This window comes from Actinoplanes awajinensis subsp. mycoplanecinus, from assembly GCF_001509495.1.
GTDB classification, from domain to species: Bacteria; Actinomycetota; Actinomycetes; order Mycobacteriales; family Micromonosporaceae; genus Actinoplanes; species Actinoplanes palleronii.
The window spans coordinates 1-21079 of the sequence record NZ_LLZH01000012.1 but is presented as its reverse complement, the minus strand read 5'-3'; the positions used below and the strand labels follow the sequence as shown (position 1 = coordinate 21079).

General features: G+C 68.9%; 20 protein-coding genes. 8 read left to right on the top strand and 12 right to left on the bottom strand.

Annotation, left to right across the window (positions count from 1 at the left end):
• Window positions 1-10 precede the first annotated feature (10 nt).
• Window positions 11-205: a ferredoxin gene (locus ADL15_RS03340; RefSeq protein WP_067685025.1), complete on the top strand. Its 195-nt coding sequence runs from the start codon at window positions 11-13 to the stop codon at window positions 203-205.
• A 29-nt stretch (window positions 206-234) separates the two neighbouring features.
• On the opposite strand, the gene ADL15_RS03335 is transcribed toward ADL15_RS03340, so the two are convergent.
• The 3 genes from ADL15_RS03335 to ADL15_RS03325 form a co-directional block, all read right to left on the bottom strand.
• Window positions 235-960: a DUF72 domain-containing protein gene (locus tag ADL15_RS03335; protein WP_067685045.1), complete on the bottom strand. Its 726-nt coding sequence runs from the start codon at window positions 958-960 to the stop codon at window positions 235-237.
• A 54-nt stretch (window positions 961-1014) separates the two neighbouring features.
• Window positions 1015-1230, bottom strand: a complete 216-nt coding sequence (locus ADL15_RS03330; protein ID WP_067685023.1) for a hypothetical protein — start codon at window positions 1228-1230, stop codon at window positions 1015-1017.
• 318 nt (window positions 1231-1548) lie between these two features.
• On the bottom strand, window positions 1549-2799 hold the full coding sequence (locus ADL15_RS03325; RefSeq protein ID WP_067685021.1) for a YncE family protein: 1251 nt from the start codon (window positions 2797-2799) through the stop codon (window positions 1549-1551).
• Between the two features lie 237 nt (window positions 2800-3036).
• Here ADL15_RS03325 and ADL15_RS03320 point away from each other — a divergent pair, with 237 nt between their 5' ends.
• Both ADL15_RS03320 and ADL15_RS03315 read left to right on the top strand, forming a co-directional pair.
• A complete protein-coding gene (locus ADL15_RS03320) occupies window positions 3037-4401 on the top strand; it encodes a neutral zinc metallopeptidase (protein WP_067685019.1) in 1365 nt (454 codons plus the stop codon).
• A gap of 529 nt (window positions 4402-4930) precedes the next feature.
• A complete protein-coding gene (locus ADL15_RS03315; protein ID WP_067685017.1) occupies window positions 4931-6802 on the top strand; it encodes a putative bifunctional diguanylate cyclase/phosphodiesterase in 1872 nt (623 codons plus the stop codon).
• 309 nt (window positions 6803-7111) lie between these two features.
• On the opposite strand, the gene ADL15_RS56340 is transcribed toward ADL15_RS03315, so the two are convergent.
• The 8 genes from ADL15_RS56340 to asnB form a co-directional block, all read right to left on the bottom strand.
• A complete protein-coding gene (locus tag ADL15_RS56340; protein ID WP_269748304.1) occupies window positions 7112-7246 on the bottom strand; it encodes a hypothetical protein in 135 nt (44 codons plus the stop codon).
• An 8-nt stretch (window positions 7247-7254) separates the two neighbouring features.
• The gene (locus tag ADL15_RS03305) at window positions 7255-7503 is read right to left on the bottom strand and encodes a hypothetical protein (RefSeq protein ID WP_157441133.1); all 249 of its coding nucleotides are present in this window, start codon (window positions 7501-7503) and stop codon (window positions 7255-7257) included.
• Between the two features lie 171 nt (window positions 7504-7674).
• Complete coding sequence (locus tag ADL15_RS03300; RefSeq protein ID WP_067685012.1) at window positions 7675-8949, bottom strand: EAL domain-containing protein; 1275 nt, start codon at window positions 8947-8949, stop codon at window positions 7675-7677.
• 200 nt (window positions 8950-9149) lie between these two features.
• Entirely contained in the window at window positions 9150-9302 is a 153-nt protein-coding gene (locus ADL15_RS52595) for a hypothetical protein (RefSeq protein ID WP_157441132.1), read from the bottom strand.
• Between the two features lie 32 nt (window positions 9303-9334).
• Window positions 9335-9838, bottom strand: coding sequence for a hypothetical protein (locus tag ADL15_RS03295; RefSeq protein ID WP_067685009.1), 504 nt, complete (start codon window positions 9836-9838; stop codon window positions 9335-9337).
• 128 nt (window positions 9839-9966) lie between these two features.
• A complete protein-coding gene (locus tag ADL15_RS03290; RefSeq protein ID WP_083970866.1) occupies window positions 9967-11787 on the bottom strand; it encodes a LamG-like jellyroll fold domain-containing protein in 1821 nt (606 codons plus the stop codon).
• Window positions 11788-11905: 118 nt separating this feature from the next.
• The gene (locus ADL15_RS03285) at window positions 11906-12925 is read right to left on the bottom strand and encodes an aldo/keto reductase (RefSeq protein WP_067685007.1); all 1020 of its coding nucleotides are present in this window, start codon (window positions 12923-12925) and stop codon (window positions 11906-11908) included.
• Between the two features lie 347 nt (window positions 12926-13272).
• Complete coding sequence (asnB, locus tag ADL15_RS03280; RefSeq protein WP_067685005.1) at window positions 13273-15126, bottom strand: asparagine synthase (glutamine-hydrolyzing); 1854 nt, start codon at window positions 15124-15126, stop codon at window positions 13273-13275.
• Between the two features lie 159 nt (window positions 15127-15285).
• On the opposite strand from asnB, the gene ADL15_RS54970 reads away from it, so the two are divergent.
• The 5 genes from ADL15_RS54970 (at window position 15286) to ADL15_RS03265 (ending at window position 20120) form a co-directional block, all read left to right on the top strand.
• On the top strand, window positions 15286-15729 hold the full coding sequence (locus ADL15_RS54970) for a hypothetical protein (RefSeq protein ID WP_232343874.1): 444 nt from the start codon (window positions 15286-15288) through the stop codon (window positions 15727-15729).
• A gap of 113 nt (window positions 15730-15842) precedes the next feature.
• Window positions 15843-17063: a PAS domain S-box protein gene (locus ADL15_RS53925; protein ID WP_083970863.1), complete on the top strand. Its 1221-nt coding sequence runs from the start codon at window positions 15843-15845 to the stop codon at window positions 17061-17063.
• The gene (locus tag ADL15_RS57345; RefSeq protein ID WP_449369297.1) at window positions 16979-17464 is read left to right on the top strand and encodes a PAS domain-containing protein; all 486 of its coding nucleotides are present in this window, start codon (window positions 16979-16981) and stop codon (window positions 17462-17464) included. Before ADL15_RS53925 ends, ADL15_RS57345 begins: the two co-directional genes overlap by 85 nt.
• Complete coding sequence (locus ADL15_RS53920) at window positions 17350-18663, top strand: methyl-accepting chemotaxis protein (RefSeq protein WP_449369298.1); 1314 nt, start codon at window positions 17350-17352, stop codon at window positions 18661-18663. Before ADL15_RS57345 ends, ADL15_RS53920 begins: the two co-directional genes overlap by 115 nt.
• Window positions 18660-20120 carry a chemotaxis protein CheW gene (locus ADL15_RS03265; RefSeq protein ID WP_067685001.1) on the top strand — a complete coding sequence of 487 codons (1461 nt, stop codon included), beginning with the start codon at window positions 18660-18662 and terminating at the stop codon, window positions 20118-20120. The genes ADL15_RS53920 and ADL15_RS03265 overlap by 4 nt, the downstream gene beginning before the upstream one ends.
• A 138-nt stretch (window positions 20121-20258) precedes the next feature.
• On the opposite strand, the gene ADL15_RS03260 is transcribed toward ADL15_RS03265, so the two are convergent.
• Window positions 20259-20876, bottom strand: a complete 618-nt coding sequence (locus ADL15_RS03260) for a hypothetical protein (protein ID WP_067684998.1) — start codon at window positions 20874-20876, stop codon at window positions 20259-20261.
• Between the last annotated feature and the right edge of the window lie 203 nt (window positions 20877-21079).

Sequence of the window (21079 nt, the reverse complement as noted above, 5' to 3'; positions counted from 1 at the left end):
GAGGTTCGTGATGAGGGTCATCGCTGATCCGCGTCGTTGCGTGGGAGCCGGGCAGTGCGTGCTGACCGAGCCGGCGCTGTTCGACCAGGACCCGGAGGACGGAACCGTCATCGTTCTCGACGAGAATCCCTCCGGTGACCTGGTCGAGGCCGCCCGCGATGCCGCCCTGGTCTGCCCGAGCCAGGCCCTGTCCGTCGTCGACTGACCACCGGGCGCCACGCCCCGCGGCGGCGCTCAAGCGAGCAGGCGACGCAGGGTCTCGGCGTCGCGCACGGCGTTGCCCTCGCCGTCGTTGTTGAAGTAGACGTAGACCTGCCTGCGCTGACCGGTCCACTCACGGATCCGGTCGGCCCACCAGGCCAGGTTGTCGTCCGGGTACGACCCGGCATACAAGTGATCGGCGTCCGGCCCGTGCATGCGCAGGTAGACGAAGGGGGCGGTGGCCCGCAGCACGCACGGCAACCGGGCCCCGCTCATCACGCAGTACGCCACCTGGCGGCGGTCCAGCAGGTCGAACACGGCGTCGTGGTGCCAGCTCGGATGCCGGAACTCGACGGTCGTGTGGACCCAGCCCGGCAGCCGGTCGAGGAAGTACGCCAGCCGGTCGTCGTCGCGCCGCTGGTTCGGTCCCAGCTGTACGAGGAGAACGCCACGTCTGTCGGCGAGCTCGTGCAGGCCGGCGGTGATCCGCTGGATCCACTCCTCGGGCGCGTAGAGCTTCTTGGCGTGCGTCAGGCCCCGGGGAGCCTTGACGGTCAGCTCGAACCCGTCCGGTAGACGCCGCCGCCAACCGGCGAAGGTCGCCGGCGCGGGCCAGCGGTAGAAGCTCGCGTTGAGCTCGACCGTGTCGAACCGTCGCACGTAGTGCGCGAGGCGGTCCCGCGCCGGCGTGCCCGGCGGGTAGAGGACGCCGTCCCAGTGCGCGTAACTCCACCCCGACGTCCCGATTCGTACGCTCATGATGTGCCGATGCCCCGCCACGGGCCCCGCATACCCGGCCGGGCCCACCGGTCATCAGCGAGTGTCTCGTGGCTCCGCACGCCGTCCGCGGCGGACGGACCGCAGGCCCTCGACGACGGCCACGAAGACGCCGAGCAGCGCCAGGACAGCGAGGCCGCCGGGAGCAGAGGTCCAGACCGGCGTCGCGTAGCCGTCCTCGGTGGCGATGGATTCCGGGTTCGCCCGGTCGACGTAGACAATCAGCTCCCGGCCCTCCCGGACCTCGTCCATGACCCAGGGGCAGCGGAGGTTCGCTTTGTGCTGCTCGCCCTGGACGGTGTAGCTGACCGTGAACCAGTGGTCGATCTCGTCGTCGTGGTCGCTGACGATGACCGCCCGGGTGCGGGTGCCGTGCTCGACGATGTCCGTGCGGAGCTTGTCGTCGATGACGAAGCACCCTCATGCGCCGCCTGGGCTACTCGGGCTGGTTCGCTCAGGGCGGTGACTGGGGTGCGGCCGTCGTCGAGCAGATCCGCACCACCTTCCGGTCGGTGCGAGCCTGGTGAGCAGCGGCCCGGGCGGATCGCCCGGGCCGCACCCGGCGTCGCGTTACGGCGCGGTCCAGCCGGCCGGGACGTAGCCGACCCGGACCCGCTGAGGATGGTCGCCGACGGCCACCGAGGTGACCTTCTGCCCGGTGGCGAAGTTGATCGCGGTCACCTGGTCGGCGCCCGCCTCGGAGATCACGCAGTCCTTGCCGTCACCGCTGACCGTGGCCCAATACGGCTTGTCGGCGGTGATCAGCGGGCCGGCGGTGAGCGTGGCCCTCGACACGATGGTGGCGTAGTCGTCCATGGTGCCGGCCACGCACAGCTTCGAGCCGTCCGGCGCCATCGACAGGCCGTGGTGCCGCGAGTCGTTCACCCAGGTGGTGCGGTCGGCGCTGGTGGCCGGGTTCTTCGGCATGTCGGCCACCCTGGTGATCTTATCGGTGGCCACGTCGTACTCGGCCAGGCCGGCGAAGAACGAGAGCTGGAAGTACAGCTTGGACTCGTCCGGGCTGAAGACCGCGGGGCGGATCGCGTCGGACAGGTCGGCACGGCCGGCGGCGTCCAGCCTGGTCCGCATGTCGATGGACCTGACCACCGCGTAGGTGGTCGCGTCCGCGACGGTGATCTTCCGGTCGCCCTTGGTCCAGTCCTGCGACGGGTCGTCGAGCGACGTGTTCACGTCACCGATCGACATGGTCCAGATGTACCTGCCGTCCTTGCTGAAGATGTTCTCGTGCGGCTTGTCGCCCGTGCCGTACTGGCCCAGTTCACGGCCGGTCACGATGTCGAGCACGTGCACCTTGTTCGACGTGGAGGCGCTGACCGCGACCTTCTTGCCGTCCGGTGAGATGGCCATGTGGTCGGACCGGTAACCGGAGACCGGGAACCGCCAGTTGATCGCCCCGGTGCGCAGGTCGATCTGCACGACGTCGGCGAAGCTGGGCCGGGAGACGACGACGGCGCTGCCGTCCGGGGTGGTGTACATGTCGTCGACGTACTGGTCGTGCCCTTCCCCCGGGCCCGCCTGGATGGCCAGGTAGAAGACCAGCGCGATCGGGTTCAGGTAGATCGCCCAGAGGCGCTCGCTCTTGTCCGGTATCGCGTTGATCCGGCCGACCCGGGCGTACGTTCCGGTGGACCGGATCACGTCGATGGTGCCCGCCCAGTTGTTGCCGACGAACATCACCTGCTGCAACGGGGGCGCCGCGGCCGCCGGCCGGGCCACGGCGAGCGGCGCCAGGGCGAGAACCACGCCCAGCGCGGTCGCGGCTGTTCTTCGTACGCGGGAGAGCCTCGCTGGTGCGGTCATCTGCCGTCTCCGGGGTCGAGGAGGGTCGAGGCCCACACGGGAACCTCGCGAAGCTCCCATCTGACTAAGAAGGACACCGGAGCCGGTAGACGACGGCACCCAACGCCTCGCCGGTTGCTTGTCGTCCGCCGACAAGCAACCCGCCGGACGGCGGCACCGGCGGCGCATATCCGTGCGTGGCCCCGGTTAGTCGGGCCACGACGTAGCATCGAGGCAACGACGTGACCGGAGGCGGCGATGCCGAACCCGCAACAGCCGGAGACCCGGTACCGCGCGCTTACCGCGGTTGTCCTGACTCTGCTGCTCACCGCGGTGTCCGGCTGTGTGACGGTGCGGGAATCGGCTCGCCCGGAGGCGTCCGCTGACGCGGGCACCTCCTCCCGCCCCTCGTCCGCCGCCGGCCGGACGCCGAACGAGGTGGCAACCGCCGCGGCCCAGGACGTCGAACGATTCTGGACCGGGGCCTACCCGGCGCTCAGTGACGGCGCCGCCTTCGTACCGGTCCGGGGCGGATACCACCCGTACACCAGAACCTCGTTGCCGCCCGCGTGCGGCGACCAGCGCACCGCGTACCAGCCGAACGCCTTCTACTGCCCGGACGGCGACTTCATCGCGTGGGACGCGCAGACCCTGATCCCGCAGCTGCAGCAGCAGTTCGGCCCGTTGCTGGTCGGCGTCGTCCTGGCCCACGAGTACGGACACGCCGTCCAGACCCGGCTCGCCCTGGGCGACCAGCCCACCGTCGTGCTCGAACAGCAGGCCGACTGCTTCGCCGGCGCCTGGACCGCCGACGTGCTCGCCGGGCACTCGCCGGCATTCCGCGGTGTCACGCCCGCCCAGCTCGACAACACCGTGGCCGGGTTGCTGCAGTTGCGCGACCAGCCGGGCACGCCGGCCCAGGCCCCCGAGGCGCACGGCAACGCGTTCGACCGCATCCGGGCGCTGCAGGACGGTGTCCAGAAGGGCGCCGCGACCTGCGCGGCGTACCGTGCCGGCACCCTTCCGGTGACCGAGGTGCCGTTCACCAGCCGGCAGGACGCCGCCAACGGCGGGGACCTGCCCTACGCGGAAGCGGTCAGCTCGCTCGCCGACGATGCTCAGGAGTACTGGTCGCGAGCCTATCCGCAGCTCACCGGAGCGCCGTGGCGAGACCTGCGGGTCGAGCCGTTCACCGGGACGCCGCCGGCCTGTCCCGCACCCGATCCGGCCGCTGGGGGTTCCGCGTTCTACTGCACCTCCGGCGATTTCGTGACCTTCGACAACGGCCGTCTCGGGCCGCAGCTGTACCGGAACATCGGTGACAACGCCGTCGGGATGCTGCTCGGCGACCTGTTCGCCCGGGCCGCGCAGGACCGCCGGGGTCAGAGCACGTCCACCCGCAGCGGCCAGCTGACCGTCGACTGCCTGGCCGGTTCGTGGACCCACGAACAGCTGCAACGTCAGCCGGGGCAGGGTCTCACGCTGTCACCCGGGGACCTCGACGAGGCCGTGGCGGCCCTGCTGGCGTTCGGGCGGGCGAGCGAGCAGACCGGCACGGGCGCGTTCGACCGGATCGCTTCGTACCGTGACGGGGTGCTGCGCGGGCTGGACTCCTGTTCCTGACGGGGGCCGGCTTCCGCCCGCGACGACGACATGGCCGGGCTTCCGGGCCGCCGCGCGCCGCCGCGGTCGGCAACCGTCGCTGTCGGTCCCGGCGCGCCATGATCCAGCGTGCCATCGGCACCGTGAGCTTCGACGACAAGGCGGTGAAACTGGGCGGTCAATTGCCGGACCGGTCCCGGACCGTGTGTGGTTCGACTGATCGGCCGCCGTGCGCAAGTGATCTTGGTATGCCGCCGTCCCTGCCGGCGATGAGCTGATCGCCTGCTGCCGGCGGCCGCGATGCAACGGAACGCGACGAGGTCGCCCAGGATTGACCCGTCGCGCCTGCGGGTGTCGCTCGTCGAAGTCGGCTTCGCTCATCCTGCCGGCCTCGGTGCCGATGAGATCCGGCATGTGGGCCTTCCGAACCGCGCGGCGAAACGAGGTCTCCAGCGACGACGGTGGTGGCTTGGCGGCGGAGTCGCGTTCGCCGGATCGGGGTCCTCGTTCGCGGGACAATCCGCGGCGAGCGGCGCTGCGGCGCCGCGGCGTGGCCGTGCTGATGCTCGTCGCCGCACTGGCCGTGCCCGCCGGTAGTGCGCTTGCCATCACCGAACTGCAGACGGAGGCAGCCCACCGCAACGAGCTGCGGGCACTGCTGCTCAGGGTCGAGAACGCCGCCTGGCAGCAGAACGCCCTGCAGTCACGGGCCATGCTCGCCAAGGGCCTGCCGCCGGCGCTGTTACAGGCCCGCGAGCAGATCGATGCGGCGGTTGACGCCATCGGCACCAATTTCTCCCAGCGTGATCCCGGCGACCCGCGAGCCATTGCCGTGCAGGAGGCTTTCCTGGCCTATGACGCTGCCACTGACCGGGAGTTCGATCTCCTGGCGGAAGGCGAACTGCTGGCCGCCGAACGGGTCGACGAGTACAACGCCGAACCGACCTTCACCGCTCTGCGCGCGGCGCTCGACGACGCCGGGGACCACTACGAGCGCCTGGCGCAGCAGGGCAGCAACCGGGCGCGGATCGGCAGTGTGGTGATTCTGGCCCTGGCGGCATGCAGTATCGCCGGACTGGTCGGTCAGTCGTACCGCATACGGGCCCGGGCGTTCCGCCGGGCCGCGCACCAGGCGGCCCACGACGCGCTCACCGGACTGCCCAACCGGCTGCGCCTGCGGGACGACATCAACGCCGCGATCACCGCCGGCGGCGCCGCGCTGCTGCTCATCGACCTTGACCGGTTCAAGGAGGTCAACGACACGCTCGGTCACCACTACGGCGACCAGCTCCTGATGCAGGTCGCCCCGCGCTTGCGGGACAACCTGCGGGACGGCGAAACGGTGGCCCGTCTCGGCGGCGACGAGTTCGCCGTGCTGCTGCCGGGCGTCACCAGCCCGGACGATGTCGCTGCGGCCGCGGCCCGGCTGCACGACGCCATGCTGAAGCCGTTCGAGGTCGGCGGACTGAGCCTGACCGTGACCGGCAGCATCGGCGCCGCGCTGTACCCGCAGCACGGCGACAACCCGGACGAGTTGCTGCAACGCGCCGACATCGCGATGTACACCGCCAAAGCCAAACGCACCGGCTTCGCGGTCTTCGACCATGGCCAGGACAGCACCGATCCGCGCAAGCTGACTCTCGCCGCCGACCTGCGCCGGGGCATCGAGCAAGGGCAGTTGTTCCTGCACTACCAGCCCAAGGTCGACGCCCGGACCGGCGACGTGCTCGGCGCCGAGGCACTGGTCCGCTGGCAGCACCCCGACCACGGCCTGATCGCGCCGGACGAGTTCATCCCGTTGGCCGAACACACCGGCCTGATCAACCCACTGACCCGGTTCGTCCTCGACACCGCGCTGCGGCAATGCCGCTCATGGCTGGACGACGCCCATCACCTCGGCATCGCCGTCAACGTGTCCGCACAGGGCCTGCTCGATCTCGGGCTGCCCGGTCAGGTCGCCGACCGGCTCCGGTACTGGCAGGTGCCCGCGCACCTGCTGACCATCGAGATCACCGAAACCGCCATCATGACCGACCCCGACCGGGCGTTGCAGGTCGTCAAGGAGCTGCACGCCCTGGGCGTGCACCTGTCGATCGACGACTTCGGTACCGGATATTCCTCCCTGGCCTACCTGAAGAACCTGCCGGTCCAGGAGCTGAAGATCGATCGGTCGTTCGTCAGCTGCATGACCAGCAGCGCGCGCGACGCCGTCATCGTCCGATCCACCGTCGAACTGGGTCGCAACCTGGGACTACGCGTCGTCGCCGAGGGTGTCGAGGACGACGCCACCGGGCAGGCCCTCAGCGCAGCCGGCTGCGACGCGGTTCAGGGCTACTTCATCTCGCGGCCGGTCGCAGCCCAGGACTTCGACGTGTGGCTGCACCAGCGCCGGGCCATGGCACCCACCGTACCGGCGAGGTGAGCGCAGTGACGCTGCGTCGGAGTGTCCGTGACCGACGGCACCGGGCGTGGGCACACCGGGCCTGATCGCGATGATCGGCCTGCCGCGTAGGACACTCAGCGGACGCCGCTCCGCGCTGCGAGCTACTGCATTTCGTTCAGCAGGTGGCCGCAGTACCGACGGACTCCGTTCGCGTGGGCGAGCCGGCGACAGGGGAAGGCCCGGCGAGGGCTGCCCGCAGCGAGTGACGGTCCGGTCGGTGTTGTCGCGTTCAGTCGAGCGTGAGTGGGCGAAGAAAGATCCGTGCGGCCGTGAACCGCCGGCAGCCGGCTACGGCCGCCCGCGCGCGTACCAGCCCGCCCCGGCCAGCCCGGCGGTGATGACGGCATCGACCAGGGCGATGCGCCGCCACCGGGCCGACACCACGGCGAGCCCCATATCGGTGCTCGCATGCAGGGAGTCCATGGCCGCGCTCAGCAGAGCGACCCGGCCGGTCGGCGCGGCGGCGGTGACCACTGCCTGCGCCAGCTGCCGCGCGCCGAGCACCGCGCCACCCTGATGGCGGCGGCGGGCACCGGCCGCGGTCCGGAGGACCGCAGCACCAGGACCGGGGCGATCAGCAGCACGGCGCCCCACCCGGCCCGCACCACCGCGGCCACCCGCAGGGGCGTGGCGGACGCCGGATCACCCAGGACGAGACCGGTGCGACCGTCAACTGTCATGGTGGCCATCTTCCCGGCGTGGCTTCGGGTAAACAGCCGCTCGGCGCCGGGACCGTGCCGCCCCGGGTGACGCCCGCGCACGTGAGCGCCGGCAGCCGGCAGACACCGGTCCGCGCGGCGCACGCCGGCAGGCACGGGTCTACCTGACCGGGTGGTTCGCGCCCGTGGCCTTCACCATGACGGCAAGCGGCGCATCATCGTACGAACGATGGCTTGCACAGTCTCTCGGTCCTGTGCGTGCACGAGTTCTACGTCCTCGCCGCCACCATTCTGTGGGGCCGCCTTGAGGCACAGTGCCGCCGAATGCTCCTCAGTGAGTACGGCGATGGTGGTTTCTTCCCGCAGCGGGTCACGATCGTCGAGTATCTGCAGATGCGCGCCTCGGGTGGCGGGCAAAGGCGTTCCGCTGAACAGCCAGAGGCAGGTGAAGCCGTTGCCGTCGCCGGTCAGATCCGCCAACCACGCCGGCGGCGGCCCGGGCCCGTTGACACAGCACGCCACGACGCCGCCGCGTCCACGGTCGAGCGCCGTCGCCACCACCTGGCCGAGCAGCGCATCAGCCATGCGACGGCTCGCCGTGCGCACGCGATGCCGGCGCGAAGCGATCATGAACGGTGTGTCATCGGACGCTGACACGGTGCGTGACGCCGGCCGGTCGAACCCGGTATGCGCCACCCGGTGGCGGCCCAGCAGTGCCTGCAGCGGTCCCGGACGGCCGAACAGCCAGCCTTGCCCCCACCGCGCTCCCAGAGCCAAGGCGTTCACCGCGTCCTCGGGTGTCTCCACGCCTTCGGCGAGAACGACGGCACCGCTGCGGTCGGCGTATCCGCACACGGCGGCGGCCGTCGCATGCGTGCCGGCCGCGTAGGGGTGGCGAATCAGGTGCATATCGAGCTTGACGACCTCAGGCTCGATCAGCGGTAGGAACGCCAGCGAAGCAGGATCGGCGCCGACGTCGTCCAACGCGACCGCGTTACCGGCCGCATGTACGGCGTCGGCCACTCGCAGCAACGCGGCAGGACGGCTGGTCAGCGCACGCTCGGTGAACTCCAGCACGATACGGAACGCCAGACCGCCGTAGATCACCGCTTTGAGTTCCGGTGACATCGGCCGGCTCAGCCCGGCCGGCTCAGCGTTGACGAAAACCAGCGGCGGCACGACGGGGCCCGCGTCCCGGGCGATTTCCAGGGCACGGGAACAGCACAGCTGATCCAGCTCCGTCAACAGCCCTGCCTCGATCGCAGCGGCGAACAGCGCATCAGGAAACTCCAGCGCGGAACCCGCCGGGCCACGTGCCAGCGCCTCGACCCCGACGACGTCCTGCGTGACCAGATCCACGATCGGCTGGAACACCGGAAAAACGGCACGCTCGGCCAGTACCTGCTCGATCAGCGATCCGTGGAAGGGCCGGCGCGTCGACACCGCACTTGCCTGCTGCAGGCCCATCCGCTGCTCCCCTTCAAGACGAGTGCTCGCCGCTACCATCGGCGTGTCGGCCGGCAAGCTGAGCATCCACAGCAGTCGGATCCGACTGACTCGACGCCGCAGTCAGCCCAGCGCCATGGTTCATCAGGGAGGACCCCATCGGCCTCGGACGCGAGCGCACGACACTCGCGGCTATGCCGAGACGCTGACCGGCCCACCCGTCATGCCCGGCCGAAGTCGGCTGGGACCTCGAGCACCTTTACCCTGAAAGCAGTCTCCAGCACGTCGCCGTCGGTCAGGCCGTCGAAGTCGTCGTCGGTGGGCCACGCATTGGAGTCCTCGCCCCTCGAACTGCGCCCCAGGGTGTCTTCCAAGAGCTCCGCTGCCACAGCCAGCCCGAAATAGTTCAGGGCATCGATGGCGCGCCTGACCCGAAAGGTTCGTTGACCTCCAAGGCGAAGGCCAAGCCTCCGCCCATCACGGAACCGTGGATGCGCAGCAAGGAGGCGAGGTGCTGGATGCCTGGGGGAGTGCCTTCGGGAACTTCCCCGTCCGCCCCGTGGTCACAGGCGTCATTCCAGATCGCGTCGAGGTCATCCACCACACTGATATGGGCAAGGACCTGCGAGAGTGCGGCGATCATCCGACCTGCTTCGGCGGCGTCAGTGTCTTTGGACCGTTCCCGACGCCACCGGTCGGCGACCGACCCGAGCGCTTCGAGCGCTGCACTGGCCAGGCCTTCCACCGGCGCCGGCAGTCGAGCGTCGAAGGCGGGATCCATGGCCACAGCGCGGAGATGATCATCGAGCTGGTCACCACCGAGAGCCGTCGCCGCGACGACGGCGGCCGCGGCGACTACTTGATCAGGAAGGCAATCGCGCTCGACCAGTTCGGGCTGTGTGCTGATCATCGATGCCACCGGAGAGCCCGGCGGCGGTCGAGGCACGCCACATTCTTCGGCCGCCGAGCGGGGTGCGCGTCATGGTGCCGCGCACCCCGGCTTCGGCGTGGCCGGCTGGCGCCGGTCTGGGAAGCGGTTCAGCTGGTGAAGTGGCCGTTCGGGAGGAACTCCGACGGCTTCAGGGCGCGGTCGCTGATCCGGACGTCGCCGATCCAGCCGTAAAAGCCCTGCCCGTACGAGAGGTTGTCGCTGTTCGCGCCGAGGGTGAACGGCCGGCCCAGAGTCGCGATGCCCTGTGTGATCCGGCTCGGGTTGCGCGCGATCCTGGAACCGTCGACCCAGACCACGCTGCGCTTGCCGTCGTTGACGATTGCCACGTGCTGCCAGACGCCGGTGGGCAGCGCGTGGCTCCAGGCGGTGGGATTCACGTCGCCGACCTGCGCGTACACGTTGTACTGCAGGAACCGCTCACCGGTGACGTTCATGCTGCACGTCGTCTCGGTCTCGCTGTATCCGGCGTGCTTGCCGGCGTCGCCGCTGCGGCCCTCCCAGGAGAACACGCCCATCCACGAGTGGTCGCCCTCGTACGGGTCGGGGAGCTTCATGAACAGCTCGATCGTGTAGCCGCCGAGGAACTTCATGCTGTTCACGGGGGCGTTCGGGCCGGTTTGCAGGATCGCTCCGCGGTCGGGGTTCTTGCCGCCGTCGAATTTGAGGCTCGCGTGCGCCGGGGCGCCCTCGTGGTGGTCGGCCGCCAGGGTGAGCGTCTCGGCGGTGCTGTTGGCCAGCCGGCGTACGGTCAGGTCATTGCCCTTGCCCGTCCAGTCCTTGACCTGGGCGCCGTCGGCGACCGACTGCCCGGCCTGGTCGAACCGCCAGTACGCGACCGTATGGCGGTCGACGACCTGGGCCGCCGGGCGCGGCTTGGGCAGCGCGGGCGGCGCGAACGCGGCGAACCGCTCGTCGAAGTCGACGTCGAGACTGAACCGGTTGACGTCCGAGGTCAGCTCGATGGTCTCGGCCTCCAGCGGCGTACGCCTGGCGGGGTCGCGGGCCAGGAACCAGGGCGCGAACGTCTCCACGTCGACCCGGTTGCGCTCGAGGTCGAAGTGGTAGAGCCGGATCATCGCGGCGCCGCCGTAGTAGCGGTCCTGGTAGTTGGTGATGTGGACGTGGACGTCGTGTCCGGCGTCGTTCTTGAGGACCGTGCGGCCGGGCGGCCAGTAGTGGCCACCGAGCGCAAGGAACACCTGGTCGTTGGCCTTGATCAGGTGGTCCCAGAGGCGCCGGCCGTTGTCCGACAGGTACGCCTGGCCGTTGTCGTCGGCGAACGCGATGTCGTGGGTGGTGACGATCGCCGGCAGCGTCGGGTGTGCCGTGAGCACGCCCTGCGCCCACGCGATGCCCTGGTCGGAGATGCGCCAGTCGAGCGCCAGCACCAGCCACTGCCTGCCCGCGGCCTTGAACACGTGCGCGCTGTTGTAGCCGTCCGCGGTCGCGCCGAGGAACGACGGCTGGTGCTTGAACCGCGAAGGGCCGAAAGTCTTGAGGTACGGGGTGGAGCCGCGCTGGTCGTCGCCGCTCACGTCGTGGTTGCCGCCGAGGACGCTGTACGGCAGCTTGCCGTCGAGCGCCTTGAACGTCTGGCCGGCCAGCGCGATCTCCTGCTCGGTTCCGTGCTCGGTGACGTCGCCCAGATGGGTCATGAACGCGACGTTGTCCTCGCCGCCGCGCTCGCGCAGCAGGAAGTCGAACGTCTCGCGCAGCGGAGCCGGGTCGGCCGAGTCCGCGTCGAAGAGGTATTGGGTGTCGGGCAGGACCGCGAGCGCGAACCGGGGGCTTGCGCTGTCGGACCTGCCGCCGTTCTTGCTGCTGGCGTCGTAGGCCAGCGCCGGGGTGGGGATCAGCGCTGCTGCTGGGGCGACTGCGGCCGCCCGGAGAAGATTCCGTCGTTCCACGGCGGTCACTATCGTCGGCCTACCGCAACTTCTGGCGGCCTTGAACAGACGCTCAAGAAAACACTGATCTTGCCACGCCAGGCCCGGAGTCTGCCGGAGCCGGTCCTCAGAACGGCCCTCAGATGCGCCGGTCACGCTGGGCGACGCCGAGCGGGCCGTACGGATACTCGCCGACCACCGGGGTGCTGGCCTCGGTGAGCAGTGCGGTCTCCTTGTCCGACAGGTGCAGTCCCGCGGCGCCGAGGTTGTCGTCGAGCTGCTCCAGCGTGCGAGCACCGAGGATCACGGAGGTCACCGCGGGGCGGTCGGCGAGCCAGGCGAGCGCGACCTGCGACATCGACGCGCCGCGTTCAGCGGCGACGCTGCGGACAGCGTCGAGAATGTGCCAGGTACGGGTGTCGGAGTTGCGCGGACCGTAGGCTTCCATACCTCGGCCCGGATCCTCGCCCAGACGCGAGGCGCCGGTGGGCCGGCTGTCGCGCTGGTACTTGCCGGTGAGCCAGCCGCCGCCCAGCGGTGACCAGGGCAGGATGCCGATGTTCTCATTGCGGCACACGTCGACCAGTTCGAATTCGATCTCCCGTACCAGCAGGTTGTACTGCGGCTGGAGCGTGACGATGGGAGCGAGGCCGCGGAACTGGGCGATCAGGGCTGCCTTCTGCAGCTGCCAGCCGAGGAAGTTGCTGACCCCCACATAGCGGATCTTGCCAGCGCGGACGGCGTGGTCGAAGAACGCGAGCGTCTCCTCGATCGGCGTCAGCGGGTCCCAGGCGTGCGCCTGGTAGAGATCGATGGTTTCGACGCCGAGGCGGCGCAGGCTCGCGTCGAGCGCCCGGGACAGGTTCAGCCTGGTCAATCCGGCCGAGTTGGGGTCGTCACCCATCGGGAACCGGCCCTTGGTGGCGATGACAACCTGATCGCGTACGCCGGATCGGGCCGCCAGCCAGCGGCCGATGACCTCTTCGGAGAGGCCCTGCGAGTAGACGTTGGCGGTGTCGACGAAGTTGCCGCCGGCCTCGACGAACCGGTCGAGCTGGGTGTGCGACACCTCCTCGCTGCTCTCGTTGCCGAACGTCATGGTGCCCAGGCACAGCGTCGAAACGATGGTGCCGGTGCCACCCAGGGTGCGGTACTCCATCGGTCAGCCCTTTCTCCGGGAAGAACTCAGTATTCCTCCGACGGCGGCCGGGGACGGCCCGGGGGTTGCGGGCGTGACGGCCGGGGCCGGCCCGGTCGGGCGGACCCGGTTCTCTGCGCGCGGTTGCGCACCTGAGCTGCGACGGGCGGTGAAACGGTTGCGGCGCCGCATCGCCCGGATGACCGCCGCCGAGCGCCGGCTCGTTCACGCGGCGCCTCGGCCGGAACAGGGCTTCGTCAGCCGGCACGTCCGGCTGGACGACGGGCACGGCCTCCACATCCGTACGAAAAGTGGTGGTGGAGTGCCGTGGGTCCTGCTGCATGGTCTGGCCGTGCCGGACATCTCCGCTAGTCGAGTTGCAGGCTCACCGGGTACCTGGTGAGCCACTCGTCGAGGCTCAGCAGCATCTCCATGCCCCGGCGGGCGATACCGAACGAGCTGCCCTCATAGCCGCCGTCCATGAGCCGGCGGGCGGCCCGGACGTCGATCAGCGGACGCAGCGGGGAGCCGGGATCGGTCAGCACGGCACGGGTCTGCGTCCGCAGCATCTGCTCGTAGGCCGGATCCTGGGTGGACGGGTAGGGGCTCTTGCGCCGGGCCACCACGGAGGCCGGCAACACGTCCGCGGTGGCGGCCCGCAGCAGGCTCTTCTCGCGTCCGTCGAACGTCTTCAGCTGCCACGGGGCGTTGTAGACGTACTCGACCAGGCGGTGATCACAGAACGGCACTCGCACCTCCAGGCCGTGCGCCATGCTCATCCGGTCCTTGCGGTCCAGCAGGATCTGCACGAAGCGGGTCAGGTGCAGGTAGCTGACCTCGCGCATCCGGTATTCCTGCGGGGACTCGCCGGGCAGGTGCTCGACCTCGGTGAGCGCCTGCCGGTAGGCCGCGTCCTGGTAACCGGCCAGATCGAGTTTATCGGTGATGTCCGGGGTGAAGAGCTGGAGTTCGGGTCCGGGCGCGAGCGCCCGGATCGCGGCCACCCAGGGGAACGTGTCGGCGGCGATGACGGCCGGATCGTGGAACCAGCGGTAGCCGCCGAACACCTCGTCGGCCGACTCACCGGACAGCGCGACCGTGGACCGTTCCCGGACGGCACGGAACAACAGGTACAGCGAGGTGTACATGTCGCCCAGCGCGGACGGCAGATCCGAGGCGGTGAGGACCGCGCTGCGGTAGAGCGGGTCCATCAGCGCCGGCGAGTCGAGGACGATGTCGGTGTGGTCGGCGCCGACGTGGCTCGCCACCTCGTGCACGAACGGGGTGTCGGGCGTGTCGCGCATTTCGTCGGAGCGGAAGTTCTCGGTCTGTCCCACGAAGTCCACCGCGAAGGAACGCACCGGTCCGGCCCCGGAGGCGCCGAGCGCCTTCGCGGCGAGAGCGGTGATGGCCGAGGAGTCCAGGCCGCCGGAGAGCAGGACCCCCAAGGGTACGTCCGCGATCAGCTGCCGTTCGACGATGTCGTCGAGCAGTTCGCGGACGGTCCGGACGGTCGTCGCCTGGTCGTCGGTGTGCTCGCGGGCGGTGAGCGTCCAGTACCGGACGGCGCGCACGCCGGAGTGATCGATCCGGACCAGTTCGCCCGGGCGCACCTCCCGCAGGTCCCGGTACACGCCGTGACCTGGGGTCTTCACCATGCCGAGCAGCTCACGCAGGCCGTCGCTGTCGACGACGGCCGGGACCTGCGGGTGGGCCAGCACCCCCTTGGGCTCGGAGGCGAACACCACGCCGTCGGCCGTCGGGCGATAGAAGAGCGGCTTGATCCCCATGCGGTCGCGGGCCAGCAGCAGTACCTGGTCGCGCGGGTCCCAGAGCCCGAACGCGTACATCCCGTTGAGTCGTTCGACGAAGGAGGAACCCCATTGCAGGTACGCCCGCAGCAGGACCTCGGTGTCGCTGGCCGTACGGAAGTGATGGCCGAGCCCGCGCAACTCGGTCCGCAGCTCGCGGTAGTTGTAGATCTCGCCGCTGTAGGTGACCGCGGCGATCGTCGCCCTGTCGTGCTCGACGGTCATCGGCTGCGCGCCGGTCTCGAGGTCGATCACCGCGAGCCGGCGATGGCCGAGCCCGGCATGCTGATCGAGCCAAATCCCTTCCGCGTCGGGACCGCGGAGGCTCATCGTTGCCGCCATGGCACGCAGCACCGCGCCCTCGTGCCGCAGATCCCGCCGATAGCTGACCCAGCCCACGATTCCGCACACGAGCGACCTCCCAGCCTCGAACCAACAACTCAGCTCTAGTCGATTCGTGACGACATGGCAACGCAGCGTGATATTGCAGACAATCAATCTTTATGGGCTTGCGCCGGTAACACGACAGTGGTTCCCGGAGGGGATGTCGGTCAAGGCCCGGTCAGCCCGGTGAGAACGTCGCTGTCACAGCGGCTCGACGGTGAGGCCGGTGAACAGGATCTGAGCGTTCTTTGCGCCACGGTTGGACATGCCGAGTTGCACACGGCCTTTGCTGACGCCCGGCTCGTTGAGCACCGATGCGTACACCTGCCGCCGTCGATGCGGACCGTGGCGATGTCGTCGACGACGGCGATGGTGATGCGGTGTGCGGCGGGGGACTTGAGGGTGTCGTACGACGCGCCGCTGATCGATTCGCCGGTTCCGGACCGCTTGCGGACGAAGAATTCGAGACTGTCCCGCGCGAGCTCGACCGACGGCTTCGGGCGCGACCGCGGCCTGTTCAGCGCCGACCTGTTCCATCCGTCGAGCGCGGGCTACGCGGTGATCGCCGGAGCGCTGGCACCCACGGTGCGGGCCGTCGCCCGCGAACGAGCCGTATCTCCGGCCGGCTGAGCAGCCGTGCCGACGATCAGGCCTAGCCCGACCCCAGGGCTAAGGCGAGCCGGAACGCGGTCGAAGGGGGGAAGGAGTCCTGCCTTCGCTCAGCCCTTGCCGAGGAGCTCGCTGTGTCGCATCCTTCCTTCATCGTCGACTCGGACGCCTCGGACGCCTTGCAGCGGTCGGCGTTCCGGCTACTCACCTCCGAGCGGCTGATCGTGGTGCTGAACGCCAAGAACGGCGTCATCAGCATGCTGAACGAGAAGGTGCTGGACACGACCGACCGGCCGCCGCGTGAGGTGGTGGGCCAGCGGCTCGAGGCGTTGTGGCGGCTGCCCTCGCAGGTGGTGGACAACCTGCTCGACGAGGCCCGCAGCGGCAAGAACATCGAGCAGGTCAACCCGATCATCGATTCCGGCGGCCGGCAGCGCTGGCTCCGGTTCAATGTCGGCCCCATCGGTGACGGCGGCCGGGAACCGGAGTCCATCCTGGTGACGGCGTACGACATCACCGACGACCGGCGCCAGATGGCGGAGTTGCGCGGCAAGGGCGCCGCCATCGACCGGGCCCAGGCGGTGATCGAGTTCGACCTCGACGGGGTGGTCCTCACCGCGAACGACAACTTCCTCAACCTCACCGGGTACGCCCTCGGCGACGTGGTGGGCCAGCACCACCGCATGTTCGTGGAGGACAAGTACGCCGAGAGCCCCGAGTACATCAAGTTCTGGGAGCAGCTGGCGCAGGGCGAGTTCGAGGTGGGCCAGTACAAGCGGATCGGTCGTGGCGGCCGAGAGTTGTGGTTGCGCGCTTCGTACAATCCGATCTTCGATCTCGAAGGACGACCCTTCAAGATCATCAAGTACGCCATGGACGTCACCGAGTCCAAGATGCGCAACGCCGAGTACCAGGGCAAGGTCAAGGCGATCAGCAAGGCGCAGGCGGTCATCGAGTTCGACCTCGAGGGCAACATCCTGGATGCCAACGAGAACTTCCTGAAGACCGTCGGGTACACCTTGGAGGAAGTCCTCGGCAAGCACCACCGCATGTTCGTCCTGCCCGAGGAAGCCCGTGGTAACGCCTACCGGGCGTTCTGGCAGGGCCTGGCCCGCGGCGAGCTCGAGTCCGGCGAGTACATGCGGATCGGCAAGGGTGGCCGTGAGGTGGCCGTGAGGTGTGGCTCAGCGCCACCTACAACCCGATCTTCGATCTCAACGGGCGGCCGTTCAAGGTGGTCAAGTTCGCCACCGACGTCACCGCCGTCAAGATGCGCAACGCCGAGTACGAGGGCAAGGTCAACGCGATCGACCGCGCCCAGGCGGTCATCGAGTTCGAGCTCGACGGCACGGTGATCACGGCTAACCGGTCGTTCCTGCAGACCATGGGCTACACCAACGTCGACGAGATCAAGGGCAAGCACCATCGGATCTTCGTCACGCCCAAGGACGGGGCCAGCGACGAGTACCGTTCCTTCTGGGACCGGTTGGCCCGCGGTGAGTTCGAGTCCGGTGAGTACATGCGGGTCGGACGAGGTGGCCGCGAGAGGTGTGGCTCAGCGCCACCTACAACCCGATCTTCGATCTCAACGGGCGGCCGTTCAAGGTGGTCAAGTTCGCCACCGACGTCACCGCCGCCAAGATGCGCAACGCCGAGTACGAGGGCAAGGTCAACGCGATCAGCCGATCGCAGGCAGTGGTCGAATTCGATCTGGACGGACAGATCCTCGAAGCCAACCGCAATTTCCTCGACCTGACCGGCTACTCGATCGAGGAGGTTCGCGGCAAGCATCACCGGATCTTCGTCGATCCGGATCACGCGGCCCAGGAGGAGTACGGGGCGTTCTGGGACCGGCTGCGCCGTGGCGAGTTTCAGTCCGGCGAGTACAAGCGGATCGACAAGGACGGCCGGGAGATTTGGATCCAGGCCAGCTACAACCCGATCTACGACGTTCAGGGCCTGCCTTTCAAGATCGTAAAGTTCGCGCTCGACGTCACCGAGACCAAGACCCGCAACGCCGAGTTCGAGAGCAAGGTCAGCGCGATCAACCAGGCCCAGGCCGTCATCGAGTTCGACCTCGAGGGCAATGTGTTGTGGGCCAACGACAACTTCCTGCGGACCACCGGATATTCGCTGCGGGAGGTCGTCAGTCAGCACCACAGCATGTTCTGCACACCGGAGTACATGGTCTCCGAGGAGTACCGGGACTTCTGGCTGCGGCTGAGCCGTGGCGAGTTCATCGCCGGCGAGTTCGAGCGGGTCGGCAAGTTCCACCGGACGGTGTACCTCAAGGCGGCGTATAACCCGATTTTCGACCTCAAGGGCGCGCCCGCCAAGGTGGTCAAGTACGCCTACGACGTGACCCAGCAGGTGCGCTTGCGCGAACGCCTGGCTGACAAGTCCGAGGCGATGAACGAGTCGATCAATCGGCTGGGCACCTCCACCGATCAGATCGTGACCAATGCCCGGGTGGCCAGCGAACTGGCCCAGCAGACGCAGGCCAACGCCACCCGCGGTAACAAGGAGGTGGGCAACTCCATCGAGGCGATCGACCTGATGGAGAAGTCGGCGGGCGAGATCGCCTCCATCGTGCAGGTGATCGGTGAGATCGCCGGGCAGACCAACCTGCTGGCGTTCAACGCCTCGATCGAGGCCGCTCGGGCCGGTGAGCACGGCATCGGGTTCTCCGTCGTGGCCGGTGAGGTCCGCAAGCTCGCCGAACGCTCGTCCGAGGCGGCTCGCGAGATCGGCCGCCTGATCAAGGAGTCGGCGGCCCGCGTCGAACAGGGCGCACAGGTGTCGCGCCGGGCGCAGGAGGCCTTCAACGACATCCTGATCAGCGTCGACCGTACCGGCGAGACCATCGGCCGCATCATGACAGGCACCGACGACCAGCAGAACGAGTCGGAGACCGTGCAGTCCCTGATCGTCGAGCTGACCAGCGACGTGCAGTGACCACCACCGGCCTGGCCCGCGCCGGTGCAGGCATCCGTGACGGCAAGTGCGGTGTCTTCGCGATCGCGGACTTCCAGTTCGCACTGCCGTTGGAGGAACTGCGGGAGGTGATCCCACGGCCGGCCACCTTCGAACCACTCGCCGCCGGTGTCGCCGGCCTGATAGGAGCGGTGAACCTCCGCCACCAGGTAGTACCCGTGCTAGACCTGAGGCCCACCATCGGAGTGGCCGACGACGACGTGCCGATGGGCATCATCGTCGTGGTGATTCACGAGGAGCACATCTTCGGCCTGCTCGCCAGTGACGTCCGGGGCGTGGTCGACCGGAGCGGACGATGCGCCTCCGCCGACGGCACCGGGCTCACCACCGACATCTTCGAACGGCCCGACGACCGCAGCGTGGTGAGCCTGCTGAACAGCGCAGCGGTACGCCGGCTGCCAGGCCTGCCGGCCGTGCGCGTCGTCGAGACCTCGACCGGCGAGGACACCGACGAGGACATGGGGGCGGCCGACACGCTGCGCACCATCATCCTGCTCAACACCGCGGCGATCGGGTTGTGCATCGATGTCAACCGGGTCCACTCGGTCATTCCCGAACTGCAGGTGAGGCCGTCACCGATGAGCGGCGGAGCGGTCCTGGGCGTGGTGGTCATCGGCGGTCACGAGGTGGCCGTACTGGACCCGCTGATCCACCTCGGGCTCGGCAGCCTGAACACTACCAAGGCCGATCGCGGCGTGGCGCTGGCCTTCGACGAGGGCCTTCTGGTCTTCGCGGTCACCGAGGTGAAACAGATCGTCATGGTGCCCGACCGCGAGATCCTGCCGCTGCCCCCGTTCGCCGTGTCGGTGCCCCACGCGCTGAGCGGCATCGTGACCGACCGCGGGGACCGGCACTACCTGATCCTGGACGAGGAGGAACTGCGCCGCGATCCCGGCCTGCGCGCGCTGGCCGCACTAGGCATCGCGACGGGTACACACCAGAACGCGGGCACAGCAGACGCTGAGGCCGCCTTCACCCCGCGGACCTTCCTCACCTACAACGCCGGCGTGGACGTGGCAACCCTCCTCGACCAGATCAACGAGATCCTGCCCTACCCCGAGCACGTCGTCCCGCTGACCGGTCACTTTCCCGGCGTACGCGGGGTCTTCACACACCGGAACCAGGCCATCCCGCTGCTCTGCCTGACCACCATGGTCGGCCACGTCCCGCCCGACGACGGCCAGCCGGGCCGGGTCCTGGTCGTCCTGGTTCCATCGGGCCGTATCGGCTTCATCGTGCCGCACCTGCAGGCGATCGAGCAGTCGGTCTGGGAGGAGGAACCCGCGCAACGGGCCGTCCGGCTAGACAGCCTGCTGTCGACCAGCCCGCTGGTCGAGGTGACCGAAGGCGGTCAGCGGCGGACAATGCCACACATCGACCTGCAGGCCCTGGCCGCCGCGTGCCTGCCGCCGGGATGACCGTTCGCCCCCGATGGACGCCGGTCGGTCGGACGGTGGCAGTCCGCGCCGTGCCACGAGCAGGGACACCATCGCGCCAGCGCTCAGCAGGGCGGCGGCCCGGCGACCCACGACCTCGCCGCCCGGCTGACGAGGGCGCTAGCGGGCCAGCTCCAGCACGTACGAGTCGTCCTGCCGCTGGAAGTCCAGCCGGTCGTAATACGGCGCCCGCATCCCCGGCGGGGTGATCACTTTGTGCCAGCCGCGCTCGGCGAAATATCGGCTCCGTCGATACACGAACTCGCCCGGGGTGAAATCCCGGTAGCGCTGCGTCACGTAGTCGAGCTCCACCTGCGCGACCCCGTCGCCGGCTTCGCGGAACACCACCACGCCGACCACCTCGTCCCCGCTCACCACGAGGAACGCCGCCGCGCCGGGCCGCAGCACGTCCGGCGCGGAGAATCCCGGGTTGAACTTCGCGATGTCGTCGCCGTGCAGCCGCAGCGTGTGCGCCAGGAACTCGTCGCCGATACCGACCTCCACCACCTGATACGTGGTCTCGTCGTGCCGGGTCGCGAGCATCCGCCACAGGTACCAGACGTTGATAACGGTGAGCACGACGTTGAGCCCGACCATGGGCCAGACGCCGAGCGCCGCGTTGAATCCGATGAGGACCAGGCAGCCGGCCAGGTTGAGGGCACGCAGCCGCAGCAGCCGAGCCTGCAGCAGGGACCAGACGAGCAGCGCGGAACCGAGCCAACCGATGATGTCAAGCATTGTCACCGGGTGATCCTAGGGTGCGTGTTTCCGACGTGTTACACCGCAGGGTCCGCTGTTCAGTTCCGGTCAACCCTTCTTCGGTACGGATACGGAGCGCCCGTCCGCAGACCCTGTTGGTTAATTTGTGGGTGTGCCGTTTCCGTTGGTGTATCGATAGATTGTGGGGTTATGTCGATGCAGCCGAAGCCGTGGCCTGAGGT

Coding starts and splice junctions, on each gene's coding strand:
- ADL15_RS03260 (WP_067684998.1), bottom strand. CDS start 20,876: ATGCTTGACATCATCGGTTGGCTCGGTTCCGCGCTGCTCGTCTGGTCC.
- ADL15_RS03335 (WP_067685045.1), bottom strand. CDS start 960: ATGAGCGTACGAATCGGGACGTCGGGGTGGAGTTACGCGCACTGGGAC.
- ADL15_RS03340 (WP_067685025.1), top strand. CDS start 11: ATGAGGGTCATCGCTGATCCGCGTCGTTGCGTGGGAGCCGGGCAGTGC.
- ADL15_RS57345 (WP_449369297.1), top strand. CDS start 16,979: ATGCGCAACGCCGAGTACGAGGGCAAGGTCAACGCGATCGACCGCGCC.
- ADL15_RS03295 (WP_067685009.1), bottom strand. CDS start 9,838: ATGATCAGCACACAGCCCGAACTGGTCGAGCGCGATTGCCTTCCTGAT.
- ADL15_RS03300 (WP_067685012.1), bottom strand. CDS start 8,949: ATGGGCCTGCAGCAGGCAAGTGCGGTGTCGACGCGCCGGCCCTTCCAC.
- ADL15_RS53920 (WP_449369298.1), top strand. CDS start 17,350: ATGCGCAACGCCGAGTACGAGGGCAAGGTCAACGCGATCAGCCGATCG.
- ADL15_RS03320 (WP_067685019.1), top strand. CDS start 3,037: ATGCCGAACCCGCAACAGCCGGAGACCCGGTACCGCGCGCTTACCGCG.
- ADL15_RS03325 (WP_067685021.1), bottom strand. CDS start 2,799: ATGACCGCACCAGCGAGGCTCTCCCGCGTACGAAGAACAGCCGCGACC.
- ADL15_RS56340 (WP_269748304.1), bottom strand. CDS start 7,246: ATGGACTCCCTGCATGCGAGCACCGATATGGGGCTCGCCGTGGTGTCG.
- ADL15_RS03330 (WP_067685023.1), bottom strand. CDS start 1,230: ATGGACGAGGTCCGGGAGGGCCGGGAGCTGATTGTCTACGTCGACCGG.
- ADL15_RS03305 (WP_157441133.1), bottom strand. CDS start 7,503: ATGACAGTTGACGGTCGCACCGGTCTCGTCCTGGGTGATCCGGCGTCC.
- ADL15_RS03285 (WP_067685007.1), bottom strand. CDS start 12,925: ATGGAGTACCGCACCCTGGGTGGCACCGGCACCATCGTTTCGACGCTG.